10 protein-coding genes, 1 pseudogene and 1 riboswitch are annotated in these 14721 nt (G+C 74.8%); of the genes and pseudogenes, 3 read left to right on the top strand and 8 right to left on the bottom strand.

Going from position 1 to position 14721, the window contains the following annotated elements; translation table 11 throughout:
* Positions 1-16: 16 nt before the first annotated feature.
* From cobC to AB0D04_RS39820, 8 genes and pseudogenes are all read right to left on the bottom strand, one after another.
* Positions 17-1111: an Rv2231c family pyridoxal phosphate-dependent protein CobC gene (cobC, locus tag AB0D04_RS39785; protein WP_362712288.1), complete on the bottom strand. Its 1095-nt coding sequence runs from the start codon at positions 1109-1111 to the stop codon at positions 17-19.
* Complete coding sequence (locus AB0D04_RS39790; RefSeq protein WP_362712289.1) at positions 1095-1991, bottom strand: sirohydrochlorin chelatase; 897 nt, start codon at positions 1989-1991, stop codon at positions 1095-1097. The genes cobC and AB0D04_RS39790 overlap by 17 nt, the downstream gene beginning before the upstream one ends.
* Positions 1992-2179: 188 nt before the next feature.
* Positions 2180-2548 (bottom strand): annotated as a pseudogene (locus AB0D04_RS39795) (cobalamin biosynthesis protein); the annotation flags it as partial.
* 371 nt (positions 2549-2919) lie between these two features.
* Positions 2920-4308: a cobyrinate a,c-diamide synthase gene (locus AB0D04_RS39800; RefSeq protein ID WP_362712290.1), complete on the bottom strand. Its 1389-nt coding sequence runs from the start codon at positions 4306-4308 to the stop codon at positions 2920-2922.
* Positions 4309-4356: 48 nt separating this feature from the next.
* Positions 4357-4956, bottom strand: coding sequence for a cob(I)yrinic acid a,c-diamide adenosyltransferase (gene cobO, locus AB0D04_RS39805; protein ID WP_362712291.1), 600 nt, complete (start codon positions 4954-4956; stop codon positions 4357-4359).
* Positions 4956-7037, bottom strand: coding sequence for a putative cobaltochelatase (locus AB0D04_RS39810; RefSeq protein WP_362712292.1), 2082 nt, complete (start codon positions 7035-7037; stop codon positions 4956-4958). The genes cobO and AB0D04_RS39810 overlap by 1 nt, the downstream gene beginning before the upstream one ends.
* Positions 7034-8629 (bottom strand): cobyric acid synthase, encoded by a 1596-nt coding sequence (locus AB0D04_RS39815; protein WP_362712293.1) that lies wholly within the window; start codon positions 8627-8629, stop codon positions 7034-7036. Before AB0D04_RS39815 ends, AB0D04_RS39810 begins: the two co-directional genes overlap by 4 nt.
* Positions 8626-9597 carry a cobalamin biosynthesis protein gene (locus AB0D04_RS39820; protein ID WP_362712294.1) on the bottom strand — a complete coding sequence of 324 codons (972 nt, stop codon included), beginning with the start codon at positions 9595-9597 and terminating at the stop codon, positions 8626-8628. The genes AB0D04_RS39815 and AB0D04_RS39820 overlap by 4 nt, the downstream gene beginning before the upstream one ends.
* Positions 9598-9726: 129 nt before the next feature.
* Positions 9727-9883, bottom strand: a riboswitch (cobalamin riboswitch).
* A gap of 204 nt (positions 9884-10087) precedes the next feature.
* Here AB0D04_RS39820 and AB0D04_RS39825 point away from each other — a divergent pair.
* The 3 genes from AB0D04_RS39825 to AB0D04_RS39835 all read left to right on the top strand — a co-directional run.
* The gene (locus tag AB0D04_RS39825) at positions 10088-10504 is read left to right on the top strand and encodes a hypothetical protein (RefSeq protein WP_362712295.1); all 417 of its coding nucleotides are present in this window, start codon (positions 10088-10090) and stop codon (positions 10502-10504) included.
* Between the two features lie 4 nt (positions 10505-10508).
* Positions 10509-13325 (top strand): caspase family protein, encoded by a 2817-nt coding sequence (locus tag AB0D04_RS39830; protein ID WP_362712296.1) that lies wholly within the window; start codon positions 10509-10511, stop codon positions 13323-13325.
* A partial coding sequence (locus AB0D04_RS39835) for an extracellular solute-binding protein (protein WP_362712297.1) occupies positions 13322-14721 on the top strand: 1400 nt, incomplete at its 3' end. The genes AB0D04_RS39830 and AB0D04_RS39835, both read left to right, overlap by 4 nt.

The following is a 14721-nucleotide window of genomic DNA, read 5'->3' on the forward strand; positions in this document are numbered from 1 at the left end:
GGGCCCACGCTCCAGGTCAATGCATCTGGGCCTCGCCCAGCACTTCCGCCAGCGCCGCCACGAACCGGTCCGTGGTTGCCCGGTCCCGTACCGCGAGCCGCAGCCACTCCGGGCCCAGGCCGGGAAACGTGTCCCCCCGGCGCACCGCGAAGCCGCGCGCCCGCAGCCCGGCCCGTACCGTCGTCGCGTCCGGCAGCCGGATCAGCACAAACGGCCCCTCGGCCGGACCCATGGCCCGTACCGTGGCGAACTCCCCCAGCCGGGACAGCAGATGGGCCCGGTCCCCGGCGATCTCCTCGGCCGCCGCGGCTGCCTCCGCCAGCGCCCGCGGCGTACAGCAGGCCCCGGCCGCGGCCAGCGCGGGGCTGGAGACCGGCCACAGCGGCTGCGCCCGCTCCAGGGCGGCGATCAGCGCGGGCGCGGCCAGCACATAGCCGATCCGCAGCCCCGCGAGCCCCCACGTCTTGGTCAGGCTGCGCAGCACCACCAGGCCCGGCAGATCCGTCCGGCCGGCCAGCGACGCCCGCTCGCCGGGCACCGCGTCCATGAACGCCTCGTCGACGACCAGCGTCCGGCCGGGGCGCGCCAGCCGGGCCAGCGTCTCGGCGGGGTGCAGGACGGAGGTGGGGTTGGTGGGGTTGCCGACCACGACCAGATCGGCGTCCTGTGGCACCGCGTCCGGCTCCAGCCGGAAGCCGTCCCGCTCACTCAGCAGCACCCGTTCCACCGCGTGCCCGGCGTCCCGCAGTGCCGCCTCGGGCTCGGTGAACTGCGGGTGCACCACGACCGGCCGACGGGCCGGCACGGCGCGCGCGAGCAGGACGAACGCCTCCGCGGCGCCCGCCGTCAGCAGCACCCGTTCCACCGGCAGACCGTGCCGCGCGGCGACCGCCCGGCGCGCCGCCCGGCCGTCCGGATACGCGGCGAGGCCGTCCAGCGACGCGGCGATCTCCGCCTTCAGCCAGGCCGGGGGAGTGTGGGCGCGGACATTGACCGCGAGATCCGTCAGATCCGCCGGCCCGCCGTCAGCGGCCCGTACCTCGGCATCGCCGTGATGCCGCAGATCGGGTTCGGTGGGCGCCGCGGCCTCGGTGTCAGTGAGCGCCCGCATGCTTTTCCTGGTTCCCGGCGGCCGTCTGCCGCAGTACGCCGTCGCTGTCCCGGGCGTCCCCCGCCGCCGCCCGGTACCCGCCCGGCAGCGGTTCGCCCGCCAGCTCCCGGTAGCGCTCCATGACCGCCTCGGCCACCTGCGCCGTCGCGCCGATCACCCCGGCCCCGTACACCTCCGTGTCCGGGTGTGCCGCGGCCCAGCCCTCGGTCTGCATGCACACCCGCTCCAGCAGGTCACCGGGGAGGAGGAAGTACGGCAGGACCACGATCCGGCCCGGACCGCCCGCCCCTGTGGCGGCCAGCACCCTGCACCGGTCGAGACCGGCCGGGACATCGGGCGCCGCCTGGGTGACGAACGCGGTCTCCACGCCCGCGAAGCCGCGCCCCTCCCACAGCAGCCGCGCGGCCCGTACCACCTCGGCGTTGGCGTACGGGTCGGTCGACCCGCGCCCCACCAGCAGCACCGTCGTACGGGCCCGGTCCTCGGGTCTGCGGGTGCCGGCGCCCAGCGCCTCGTCCAGCCGCCGCTCCAGTGCCTCGAGCAGTACGGGGTGCGGCCCCAGCTCGGCGGCGCAGGCGTGGGCGAGGCCGGGGTGGCGCTCGGCCGCCCGTGCCAGCGCGGCGGGCAGCGTCTCGGCCACCGGCCCGGTGGGGGCCAGCAGCAGCGGTACGGCGGCGATGCGGGTCGCGCCCCGTGCGACGAGGCCGTCGACGGCGTCGGCCAGCGGCATCGGGGACGCCGGTGCGCCGAAGAACCCGCCGGCGACGGGCACTTCGGGGTGGCGCTCGCCGAGCACACGCACCAGCGCGCGCAGGGCCTCGGCCCCGCCGTCGTCACGGGCGCCGTGACCGGCGATGAGCAGTGCGGGAGGGGTGGTCACTAGGTCTCCTTGGTACCGGTGGTAACGCTGTCGGGCGCCTTGTCGCCGATGACCGCAGTCCGCCGATCCGGGCCACGGCGGGGCAGGTTGGGGGAGGTCATGACGATATCCGCACCAGGGGAGGTGACGGCGGGCGCTCCCTTACTACCAGCGGTAACTGGGGGGCTGTCCGTTACTGCCGGCGCGGCGAGCGCGCAGGTGGCCCGTGCCGGCCGCCCCTGTGGGGGCGCAGACTTCCGCTTTCCGACGAGCAGTTGGGCACCTGGCCCGGCGGCCACCAGCGCGGCCGCCTCGGCAACGCTCGGCGTCCCCACGGCACCCGCCACGACCGCGGACGGACCCGGCACCCGCACGCCCGCCAGCACCTCCGCCGGATACGCCCACAACGGCACCCCGAGCCACCGGGCCGCCCCGACCAGCCCCGGCTCCGCCGCCTTGCCCGCCACCGTCGCCAGCGCCACCACAGGCCGACCCGCGTAGCCCGCCGCCGCGAGCGTGGCCGTGATCAGCTCCAGCACCTCGTCCACGGGGACGCCACGGCGGGCGCCGACGCCGATGACGAGGGGGGCGGGGGGACCGGGGAGCGGTGGTGCGGCGTCGTGGGGCCCGGTGCCGTCGCCGGTAACCGGTGGCGTCGTGCCGTCCGCCCCCGTCCCGTCGCCGGTGCCCGGAAGCAGGCCCGTGCCGCCCTCCGGCCCCGCGCCCTCGCCCGGCCCCGTGCGCCCCCGTCGGCCCGCCACCCGGCGTCTCATGCCGCGACGGCTCCCCGGCCGAAGGCCGCCTGGCCGCGTCGGCCCTCCAGGATCGCGGACGGAGGCGGGGTGTCGCCCCGGCCGAGCAGGAACGGCGCAGGCCTCGCGCCGGAGGCGGGCCGCTCCACTCCGGATCCTCCCGTCATCGGACCGCGCCCGTCATCGAACAGCGCCCGTCATCGGACCGCGCCCGGAGCCGCCGCATGCCGCGCCGCGTTCTCGGCCAGCCGGGTGGCCAGCGACGGCTCGGCCGCCCAGTGCACATGCAGATACGAGGCATGCACCCCGCCGCTCACAAAGCCCTCCATCCGCCGCTCGGGGTGCGTCAGGCCCCACGCCGGGGACGCGCCCGCGCCCGGCTCCAGGACCGTACGGTGGAACTCATGGCCGCGCACCCGCGTCCCGGCCACGGCCAGCGCATTGTCCTCCAGCGCCACCGCCTCCCGGTAGCCCAGCGTGAGCCGCTCCGTCATCCGGGCGTCGGCGGGCAGCACCCCGCACATCGGCTTCCCGTCTATGGAGCGGGAGAGATACAGCAGCCCGGCGCACTCGGCGGAGACCGGCGCCCCGGAGGCGGCCAGGTGGGCCACCGCCGCGCGCAGCGGGGCGTTCGCCGACAGATCCGGTGCGTACATCTCGGGGAAGCCGCCGCCGATCACCAGCCCTTGTGTTCCGGAAGGCAGGCGCTCGTCCCGCAGCGGGTCGAAGGGGGCCACCTCGGCCCCCGCGGCGGTCAGCAGCTCGGCGTGCTCGGCGTACGAGAAGGTGAAGGCGGCGCCGCCGGCGACGGCTATCAGCGGCCTTGCGCCGGTGCTGCGGGCGGCCACCTCCGCGACCGGATCCCAGGGCGCGTCCGTCAGCTCCGGCACCCCGCGCGCCAGCGCCAGCAGCGCCTCGAGGTCGCAGCCCTCGCGCACCCGCGCGGCCAGCTCCCGCACCGACTCCACCGCCTCGGCCCGGCGCTCGGCGACCGGCACCAGGCCCAGATGCCGGGACGGTGTCCGGGCCTGCTGGGTGCGCCGCAGCGCCCCCAGCACCGGAACCCCGGACGAGCCCATCGCCTCGCGCAGCAGCTCCTCGTGGCGGTCCGAGCCGACCTTGTTGAGGATCACCCCGGCCAGCCGTACCTCCGGGTCCCACGACGCGAAGCCGTGCACCAGGGCGGCCACCGACCGGGACTGCGACGAGGCGTCCACCACCAGCACCACCGGTGCCCGCAGCAGCTTCGCCACCTGGGCGGTCGAGGACAGCTCGCCCCTGCCCGAGGCGCCGTCGAACAGCCCCATCACGCCCTCGACGACGGCCAGGTCCGCGCCCGCCGCGCCGTGCAGGAACAGCGGCGCGATCCGGTCCGTGCCGCACAGATAGGCGTCCAGGTTGCGGCCGGGGCGGCCGGTGGCCAGGGAGTGGTAGCCCGGGTCGATGTAGTCGGGTCCCACCTTGTGCGGCGAGACCGCGAGGCCCGCCTCGGCGAACGCCGCCATCAGGCCCGTGGCCACCGTCGTCTTGCCCGCACCGGAGGACGGCGCGGCGATCACCAGCCGGGGGATCGCGCCGGTGCTCATGCTGCGCACACCCTTCTCACCTTTCTCACCACTCGAAACCCCGCCGGCTCACCACTCGATACCCCGCTGCCCCTTCTGACCCGCGTCCATCGGATGCTTGACCTTCGACATGTCGGTGACCAGGTCGGCGAAGTCGCACAGCGCCTGCGGGGCGTTGCGGCCGGTGATGACGACATGCTGGCCGCCGGGGCGGTCGCGCAGTACCGAGATCACCTCGTCGGTGTCCACCCAGCCCCAGTGCATCGGGTAGGCGAACTCGTCGAGGACGTACAGCTTGTAGGTCTCGGCGGCGAGATCGCGCTTGACCTGTTCCCAGCCCTCGCGCGCCGCCTCTTCGTTGCTGAACTGGGAGTCGCGCTGCACCCACGACCAGCCCTCGCCCATCTTGTGCCAGGTGACACTCCCGCCCTCGCCGGAGTCGCCGAGCACCTTCAGCGCCCGCTCCTCACCGACCTTCCACTTCGCCGACTTCACAAACTGGAAAACACCGACCGGCCAGTTCTGGTTCCACGCCCGCATCGCCAGCCCGAAGGCGGCGGTGGACTTGCCCTTGCCGATGCCCGTGTGGACCAGGACCAGCGGGCGGTTACGGCGCTGGCGGGTGGTGAGTCCGTCGTCCGGTACGACGGACGGTTGTCCCTGTGGCATTACGCGGCCCTCCGATTGCCTTGAACGGTGTGTACGAGCGCGGAGACGCTGTCCGCGCGCAGCTCGTCGAGCGTGACGGTCATGCCCTGGAGCTCCCGTGCCAACTCGGCCGCCAGACCCAGCCGCACGGGCCCGGCCTCGCAGTTCACGACGACGGAGGCGGTGCCCTCGGCGGCCAGCAGCCGGGCCGCGCGCCGGGCCCGGACGAGCGGCTCGGGCCCGCCGGTGGCCCGCCCGTCCGTCACGACCACGACCAGCGGCCGCCGCGACGCGTCCCGCATCCGCTCCACCCGCAGCACCTCATGGGCCCGCAGCAGCCCCTCCGACAGCGGCGTACGGCCCCCCGTCGGCAGCTGCTCCAGCCGCGTCGCGCCCGCCTCGACCGACGACGTCGGGGGCAGCGCCAGCTCGGCGTCCTTCCCCCGGAACGTGATCATGCCGATCTTGTCGCGCCGCTGGTAGGCGTCCAGCAGCAGCGACAGCACCGCGCCCTTGACCGCGCTCATCCGCTTGCGTGCCGCCATCGAACCGGACGCGTCCACGACGAACAGGACCAGATTGCCCTCCCGCCCCTCGCGTACCGCCTCGCGCAGATCGTCCCGGCGCACCACCAGCCCCCGCCCGCTACGGCCGCGCGCCCGCTGATGCGGCGCCGCGGCGTGCACGGTCGCCGCCAGGTGCAGCTTGCCGAGGGTGCCCCGGGGGCGCCGGGACCCGGTGGTACGGCCATGGGCGGTACGGGCCCGCGAGCGCCGGCCGTCGGCACCCTCGCCCAGACCCGGCACGTCCAGCCGACGCGTACGGAAGGGGTCGGCGGCACTCACGGCGGCCTGTTGCGCACCGGGTGCCGTGCTGGGCTGCTCGGCGGGCTGCTCGGTGGGGCGCTGCTCGGGGACGGGGCCCGGCTCGTCGCCGCCCGCCGCCTCCGGCCCGGCGGGCGGCGACTGCTCCTGCGGCCCCTGCTCCCCCCGGTCCTGCGGCGGCACCCCACCGGGCCCGTCCGGCCCGCCGCCGGGACCCTCGGGCCCGTCGTCCGGCCCCTCCGGCTCCGGGTCGTCCTCGCCGTCCGCCCCGCCGAACTCCTCCAGCGTCTCGTCCAGTTTGTCCTCGTCCAGACCGGGCGCGTCGAACGGATTACGGCGCCTGCGGTGCGGCAGCGCCAGCAGCGCCGCCTGCCGTACGTCCTCCGAGAGCACCTCCGTCCGCCCCGCCCACGCGGCCAGCGCCGTCGCCGTCCGCGCCATCACGATGTCCGCCCGCATCCCGTCCACCTCGAACTCGGCGCAGGTCGCGGCGATCTGCCGCAGTGCCGCATCGCCGAGCCGGACGGACGGCAGCAGCGCCCGCGCCGCCACGATCCGCTCCCGCAGCTGCGCCTCCTCGTGCGCCCAGCGCGCCGCGAAGGCGGCCGGATCGTCGTCGAACGCCAGCCTGCGCCGGACGACCTCCACCCGCTGCTCCGGCTCCCGCGAGGCCGCCACCTCGACGGTCAGCCCGAACCGGTCCAGCAACTGCGGCCGCAGCTCGCCCTCTTCGGGATTCATGGTGCCGACCAGGAGGAAACGGGCGGCGTGGCGTACCGAGACGCCCTCGCGCTCCACATAGGAGGCGCCCATGGCGGCGGCGTCGAGCAGCAGGTCGATCAGGTGGTCGTGGAGCAGATTGACCTCGTCGACGTACAGGATGCCGCGGTGCGCATCCGCGAGCAGTCCCGGTTCGAAGGCCTTGACGCCCTCGGCCAGCGCCCGCTCGATGTCGAGGGCGCCGACGAGCCGGTCCTCGGAGGCGCCCACCGGCAGTTCGACCATACGGGCCGGCCGGGACCCGGCCGGCCCGGTCCCGTGCGGTCCGTCCGGGCACCGCTCGTCGGGCGCGGCGGGGTCGCAGCTGAAGCGGCAGCCCGCCACGACCGGCACCTCGGGCAGCAGGTCCGCCAGCGCCCGCACCGCGGTGCTCTTGGCGGTGCCTTTCTCGCCGCGGACGAGGACACCGCCCACCGCCGGGCTGACGGCGTTGAGCAGCAACGCCAGCCGCAGGTCGGCCATGCCGACGACGGCGGTGAACGGGTACCGGGTGCTCATGTGGTGGCCCCTCCTTCAAGGGAAGTGCTGTGGTCGGACGCGTCAACAGGGCGGGGCGCCCCCGGAGGCACGAACGGCAGCCCCGCCGGCACCCCCTTCTCGATCAGCCGCAGCAGCGCGTCCGTATCCGCATGCTCCTCGATCAGATCGCCGAGCCGGTCCAGCTGCTCCTCGCGCAGCGCGCCGAAGCTGGTGTCCGGGGCCGGGACGAACGCCCGGCCCGCATCGGCCGCCACCCGGCGCAGGAACGCCCGCCGGAAGCCGTCGCTCTCCAGCGAGCCGTGCCAGTGTGTGCCCCAGACGGCCCCGGCCCGGCAGCCGTCCAGGAACGCTTCGTCGCCGTCGGACACCTGGGCCACGCCGTGGTGGATCTCGTACCCCTCCACCGGCTCGCCCAGTGCCTCGCCGACAGGCCGCCGCAAGGTCTTCTCGTGCGCGAACCGCACCCGGACCGGCAGCAGGCCCAGCCCCTCGACCGCACCCGCCCGCGACTCGACCTCGTCCTCGATGTGCTCGCCCAGCATCTGGAAGCCGCCGCAGATGCCCAGCACCGGGCGCCCCTCGGCGGCCCGCCGGGCGATCGCGTCCGCCAGGCCGCGCTTGCGCAGCCACTGCAGCGCGCGGACGGTCCCCCGGGTGCCGGGCAGCACCACCAGGTCCGCGTCCGCCAGCTCCTCGGCGCGGTCCACGAAGCGCACCACCACGCCCGGTTCGGCCGCCAGCGCGTCCACATCCGTGAAGTTGGACATCAGCGGTACGGCACACACGGCGACCCGCAGCACATCCGCGCCGACGGGCGGCGCGACCACCGACTCGCGCACCGCCCCGCGCAGCGACACCCGCAGCCCGTCCTCCTCGTCGATGCCGAGCCCGTGCGCGTACGGCAGCACGCCCAGCGTCGGCCGCCCGGTCAGCTGCTTCATCATCTCCAACCCGGGCTCCAGCAGCGTCACATCGCCCCGGAACTTGTTGACGAGATACCCCGCCACCAGCTCCTGATCCTCCTTGGACAGCAGTGCCGTGGTCCCGAAGAAGGAGGCGAAGACGCCGCCGCGGTCGATGTCGCCGACCACCACGACCGGGATCCGGGCGGCCCGTGCGATGCCCATGTTCACGATGTCGCTGCGGCGGAGATTGATCTCGGCGGGGCTGCCGGCGCCCTCGCAGATCACCGCGTCGTGGGTACGGCGGAGTTCGGCCAGGCAGTCGGTCACCGTGCCGAGCAGCTGCTCCTGCCGCCCCGCGTGGTAGCCGCGCGCACTCAGCTCACCCACCGCCTTGCCCAGGAGCACCACCTGGCTGCTGCGGTCGCTGCCCGGCTTGAGCAGGACGGGGTTCATCAGCGCGGTCGGCTCCACCCGCGCCGCGGCCGCCTGCATCGCCTGCGCCCGCCCGATCTCCGCCCCCTCGCGCGTCACAAAGGAGTTGAGGGACATGTTCTGCGCCTTGAAGGGCGCGACCTTGACGCCCTGCCGCGCCAGCCAGCGGCAGATGCCCGCCGTCACCACGCTCTTGCCCGCGTCGGACGTCGTACCGGCGACCAGCAGGCCACCGCCGACCGCCGTGCCGGATGCCTTGAACCGCCCGTTCACCGGGGCTTCCTCCCGCTCTTGCTCCTGCGCCGTATCGCGCCCACCGCCGTCCGTCCGGCGACCGTCGCCGCCAGTGCCAGCACACTCACCCGGCGCGAGAGCCGCACCGCCCGCTCGATGTCGTCCGCCGCCACCGGCCGCGCCCCGCCGTTGAGCACCGGGCGGTGCTCGATGCGGCCGCCGTACGCCAGGGTGCCGCCCAGCCGTACGCCGAGCGCGCCCGCGAACGAGGCCTCCACCGGGCCCGCATTGGGGCTCGGGTGCGCGCCGCCATCGGCCCGCCAGGCCCGCAGCGCACCGCGCCGGTCCGGGCCCGCGAGCACGGTCAGCGCGGCGGTCAGCCGCGATCCGGGCCAGCCGGCCACATCGTCGAGGCGGGCCGCCGCCCAGCCGAACCGGCGGTAGCGCGGCGATTTATGACCGACCATCGCATCCAGGGTGTTGACGGCACGGAACGCCACCAGGCCGGGCACACCGCCCAGCGCACCCCACACCAGGGCGCCCACCACCGCGTCCGAGGTGTTCTCGGCGACCGACTCCACCACCGCGCGGGCCATCTGCGGCCCGTCCAGCGCCTGCGGATCGCGGCCGCACAGATGCGGCAGCCGCTCCCGCGCCACGTCCAGGTCACCCGCCGTCAGGGCGCCGCCGACGGCCCGCGCCTCCCGGCCGAGCGAGGTACCGCCGAGGACCGCCCAGACGGTGGCCGCGGTCAGGGCGGCCGGTGCCCCGGGCCGGCCGCGTACGGCGCGCTGCAGGAGCGCGGCACCGGCCGCCGCGCCGCCCGCGCACACCACCGCGTGCGCCGCACCGTATCCGCGGTGGTCGCGCCACAGCCGGCGCTCGAGCGCGCCCGCGGCCCGGCCGAAGGCGGCCACCGGATGGCCGCGCCGGGGATCCGCCGCGATCAGGTCGCCGAGAAAGCCGAGGGCCGCGCCGCACGCATATCCCGCGTGTTCGCCGCGCATCGGATCAGGCCGCCGTCAGGCCTCGGAGGAACACGGCGACGGCAGGGCGCGGGCATCTCGAACGGCGGCCGGGCATGGCGATATGTCCTCACTCAGGGTCCGCGCCCTGGCTCGACGTGACGGCGACGAGAGTCTCCTGGCTCCCGGATCGGCGCCGCCCCCGGCCTTCCAGCCCGTACGCGGCGGCCCGTTCGGGCATCCGCGCGGCGGGCCGTGGCCGTCGCTGGAGGAGCGCTCCCCGGTGACAGTGGCGGGACCGCGCCGGATTCTCACCGGACTTCCTCATCTGTCGCCGAATGGCCCGGGCAGTCCACCACGCCCCGCGAATGCCCGTCAACTCACCCTTGACCTGCGACGCAGCCCTGTGACAGGGGCTGTGGCGCGGGCCACAGGGTGGCCGCCGCGTCACAGACGGTTGCCTCCGGCCCTCTGGGCACGTCACTATCTGGGACACGGTGGGCGATGGTGCCCGCCGGAAGGGGGCCGGGGGATGCCGAACAGCGCCGACCGTCATGAGAGCGGTCAAGAGATCCGTATCAGGATCGCGGGCACCAACAATCCGGCGCAGGACGCCGCGGATCTGCGGGCCTGGCTGGAACGGGAACCCTGGCTGGCCCAGCGGCGGCACGAGTGGACACAGCGTGCGCGGCCGGCGGGCGGGAGCGAGGATGCGGACGAGTCCGGACCCGCCGACATGGCCATCGGCGTGGACGACCTGGTCCTGGTCGTCGTCGGCGCGGTCGCCGCCGAGATCACCAAGAGCCTGACCATCGCCCTCCAGGAGTGGCTGCGGCGGCGCAAGGAGGAGCGCGCCACCGGCGAGCGGCCCTCCGTCCGGGTCGGCGAAGGGGACGGCGGACTGCGCGAGCTCGGCGGCGCCGAGGGCGGCAGCACCGCCGAGGACTGAGCGGATGTCCGAATACGACGCACGGGGCAAGATCAACCGGGCGCTGCTGATCTGTGTCGGCGACTACGACCACGTGCGCCCGCTGCCCGCGGTGAAGGACAACGCCGAGGCCCTCAAGCGCGTCCTGACCGCCCCCGGCACCGACCTGTTCACCGAGGACGAGATCCGCATCTGCCGGACCCAGGAGCCCTGGGAGGTGGAAGAAGCGCTGAACGCCGTCACCGGTGAGGCGCACGGGCTGCTGCTGGTGTACTTCTCCGGCCATGGGTGGGTCGGCTCGGACGGCGGCGATCTGCAGCTGATGGTCGGTACGTCGAAAGGAGGCCACAAGACCGTCTCCTGGGACGGCACGGTGCTGGATTACCTCGACAACGCGCGGGCCGACCGGATCGTGATCGTTCTGGAGTGCTGCTTCTCCGGCAACGCCGGCGAAGCCTTCCACTCCAGCCGCAAGCCCATGTCGCTGCTGATGGCGGCGCAGCCCAACCGCCGTATCTTCAGCGGCGAGGAGCCGGCCGGCGGCAGCGTCTTCACCCGCGCCCTGGTGCACGTCCTCGAACACGGCATCCCGGGCAGGCAGTTCGTCACCTTCGAGGACCTGGTCCAGGCGCTGCGCGAGAAACTCACCGACGAGCAGACCCCGATGGGCGATGTCTGGCAGCCCCTCTCGGCGAAGCAGAACACCGTCGACGACGTCATCCTGTCCTTCGCCACCGGGCTCCCGGCCCCGGCCCCCACCCCGCTGCGCATCCGCCTGCGCCGCCGGCTCAACTCCCTGCACGCGCCGAGGTACCTCCGGCGACGGCTGCGCCTCCCGCTCGTCCGGTGGCGCCCCTGGTTACCCCGCTGGTTCACTTCCCCGCGGCGGACCGGCTCCCCCCGGAACCGGCCCGGATCCCGCCGGCACTGGCTCAGGATCCTCCTCGTCCTGGCAATCATCTTCGTACCGGCCACCGCGGGCGTCGTCCTGCTGAACCTCGACGGCAACCCCCCGCCCTGCCCGCCCGCCCTCGAACTGCGGCTGCTCACCGCCCCCGAGGCCGAACCCGCACTGCGCCTGGCCGCCTTCGCCTACGAGATGTCCGACGCCAACACCCGCCCCCTGGACGGCGAGGGCGACTACCCCGACGGCTGCCGGCGCGCCCAGATCACCGTCTACTCCGCCGCCAAGGACCAGATCGACCGGGGCTTCGCCGCCGCCGACCGCTGGCAGGGCGAGGCGCAGGGCACCGGCAAGGGCAGTCAGGACGACAAGGGCACCGACCCCCTCTACCGGCCGGGCCCGCAGCCCGATCTGTGGATCCCCGAATCCACCGCCGACTACGACGAGGCCCGCCGCCGGATGCCCGCCACCGGATCCCCGGCGACCCTGCACTACACCCGCCCGGTCGCCTACAGCCCCCTGGTCGTCGGCATCCCGTCCAAGAAGCGGCTGGACGACGTCGAATCCCGCAGCGCCTCCTGGCAGGACCTGCTCACCGGGACCGACGCCAAGCACCGCAACCTCAGACTCCTGCGGCCCAGCCCCGTCCTGTCCGGCACCGGCCTGCTGCACACCATCGGCCTCTACCTCGCCCACGACGGCTCCGCCATCCGCCCCTCGGGCACGCCCGGCCCCGACCCCTCGCTCGCCGACAGCGCGGAGAGCCGGCTCTCCGCGCCCGGCAGCCAGTACGCGGGCAGCGCCGAGTTGCTGTGCTCGCTGCGCCCCGACACGAACGGCTCCGGCCCCGGCGCAATCGGCTCCGGCAGCGGAGCCGGGACCGGTTCCGGTAACGCCGCGAAGTCCGCGCCCCTGGTCTCCGAGAAGTCCCTCGCCGACTACAACCTCGGCCGCGCCACCGGCAGTTGCCCGGCCCTGGCCTCCCCGCTCCCCCAAGGCGAGCGCTACGCCGCCTACTACCCCAGGAACGTGCCGGCCCTCGACCACCCCCTGATCCGGGTCGGCTGGCGCGGCGCCGCCGATGCCGCCGTCCGTGAGGCCGCGGTCGACCGCTTCGCCCAGTGGCTGCGCGACCCCGAGGGCGGCGGGCGCACCCTCACCGCGCAGGGCTATCGCGGGGTGCCCGGAAAGGACGGCATGCCGCAGCCGGCGCCCGGCTCCCCGCTGCTCGACAGCCGCGCGGAGACCGATCCCCAGGCCGCCGTCGTCCCCTTCAAGGCGGCCGCGGACCAGGTGTCCAAGGTGCTGGACGGCTACAACAAGGCCCAGAGGTCCAGCCAGTTGCTGATCCTGATGGACACCTCCACCTCCATGGCGGACGGCGGCAGGCTCCCGGTCGCGATCGGTGCCGCGCGCCGGGCCCTGGAGATGGTGGGCCCCCGCCACACGTACGGGCTGTGGACCTTCCCGGACCGTAAGCATCCCGACGACCCCGACGCGGTACACCGGACCGGCCCGCTCGCCGTCCCGCTCGGCACCGCCGGCCCGGCCCCGGGCAAGGCCGCCCTGAAGAGGATCGAGGCCGGCGAACTGGTCGACCACGGCGCCGCGATGGAGGAGGCGCTCACCGCCGCCGTCCGCACGATGAAGGCGGCCAAGGGCACCAGCAACGCCATTGTGCTCATCCTCGACCAGGACGACGGCGCCGGGCCCGAGCGCGCGGCGGGCGTGGAGAAGACGCTCACCGGGCTCCTCAAGGGCGCCCCCGAGGTCCCGGTCCTGACGCTGGCGATGGGCAGGTCCGGCTGCGACACCTTCGCCCTCCAGTGGCTGGCCGGCGCCTCGCGGGGCCGGTGCGTGCCCGGGGGCCCGGACGCGCCCGACCAGCTCGCCGGCTTCATTGCCTCCATCGGCACCGCCGCGAAGGGGGACCAGTGACCGCACCGCGCACCACCCTGACCGCCGCCCTGTCCTGCCTGGCCCTGCTGGTGGCCGCGAGCGGCTGCACGGCGGGGGTCGGGCCCGGCCCGGAGAAGGGCGCGATCGTCCTGGCCACCGGCAGCGACCTCAGCAGCTCCGGCGTCCGTCAGGACCTGATCCGCGCCTTCGAGAAGCGCACCGGCCGCATGGTGCGGATCGTCGAACTCCCGGACACCGCCGACGGCCAGCGCAGCCAGCTGCTGGCGGCCGGCCAGTCCGGCAACGGCGGCTATGACGTGCTCAACATCGATGTGGCCTGGACCGCGGAGTTCGCCGAGGCGGGCGTGATCCGGCCCTGGGGCGCGAGCCTGGACGGCGACTTCCTCGACAGCGTCGTCAAGACGACGGAGTACGACGGCAAGGTGTGGGGCGTGCCCTTCAACACCGACGCCGGACTGCTCTACTACCGCAAGGACATCCTGCACGAGTACGGCTACGACCAACCTCCCGCCAACTGGGGGGCGTTGAAGAACATGGCCGAACAGGTCGCGGCGGCGTACAACCGCAGGGCCGCCGAGCGCGCGAAGGGCACCAGGGGCGGGCAGGGCGGGAAGAAGCCGCCCAGGATGTACGGCATGGTGGCCCAGCTGCGGCCGTACGAAGGGCTGACCGTCAACACCCTGGAGGCCGCCTGGGACGCGGGCGGCGACCCGGACGCCACCAGCTTCACCAAGGGCGCGCAGGTCGGCTCGCTCCAGCAGGGCGTCGGCGACCTCCAGCGCCGGCTCGATGCGATCATGCCGCACGAGGCCACGACGATGGACGAGACGGAGAGCCGCCGCTGGTTCGCCGACGGCCGCGCGCTGTTCATGCGCAACTGGCCCGTCGAGTACGCCTCGGTCGCCGAGAAGCTCACACCCGGCAGACAGTTCGACGTCGCCCAGCTGCCGGCCCGCCCCTCCGACGGCAAACGGATGTCCGTCCTGGGCGGGCAGAACCTCGCCCTCTCCGCCCACAGCACCCGGCCCGAGGGCGCCCGGGAACTCATCGAGGCGCTGACCGGCCGGAGCGGCGAACGCTGCCTCCTGGAGCGGGGCTTCGCCGCGACCCGCGTCTCGGCCTACCGCGCGGGCGCGGACGCACCCGCCTGCCCGCTGCCGCCCGGGGACGCCGAGCGCGACGAGGAGGGCGCCACCCTGCCGCCGGCGCCGCGGCCCGGCCAGGTGCCGCCGTACACCCGGACGCTGTACGCGGCGCTACGGGCGGCCCAGCCGCGCCCGCGCAGCGCGCACTACCAGACGTTCAGCAAGGTCGTGCAGATCCGGGTCTCCGAATTCCTGGCCAGCGGGGGCGGCACGGCCATCGCCGACAGACTGGCCAAGGAAGCAGATGAGGCGCGGCGGGGGGGGGGGGC

The organism is Streptomyces sp. NPDC048483 (genome assembly GCF_040651455.1).
In the GTDB taxonomy this organism is placed as follows: domain Bacteria; phylum Actinomycetota; class Actinomycetes; order Streptomycetales; family Streptomycetaceae; genus Streptomyces.

Excerpts from the sequence above, each read along its gene's own strand:
- cobC (WP_362712288.1), bottom strand. The coding sequence starts at position 1,111 with ATGCGGGCGCTCACTGACACCGAGGCCGCGGCGCCCACCGAACCCGAT.
- AB0D04_RS39800 (WP_362712290.1), bottom strand. The coding sequence starts at position 4,308 with ATGAGCACCGGCGCGATCCCCCGGCTGGTGATCGCCGCGCCGTCCTCC.
- cobO (WP_362712291.1), bottom strand. The coding sequence starts at position 4,956 with ATGCCACAGGGACAACCGTCCGTCGTACCGGACGACGGACTCACCACC.
- AB0D04_RS39810 (WP_362712292.1), bottom strand. The coding sequence starts at position 7,037 with ATGAGCACCCGGTACCCGTTCACCGCCGTCGTCGGCATGGCCGACCTG.
- AB0D04_RS39820 (WP_362712294.1), bottom strand. The coding sequence starts at position 9,597 with ATGCGCGGCGAACACGCGGGATATGCGTGCGGCGCGGCCCTCGGCTTT.
- AB0D04_RS39825 (WP_362712295.1), top strand. The coding sequence starts at position 10,088 with ATGCCGAACAGCGCCGACCGTCATGAGAGCGGTCAAGAGATCCGTATC.
- AB0D04_RS39830 (WP_362712296.1), top strand. The coding sequence starts at position 10,509 with ATGTCCGAATACGACGCACGGGGCAAGATCAACCGGGCGCTGCTGATC.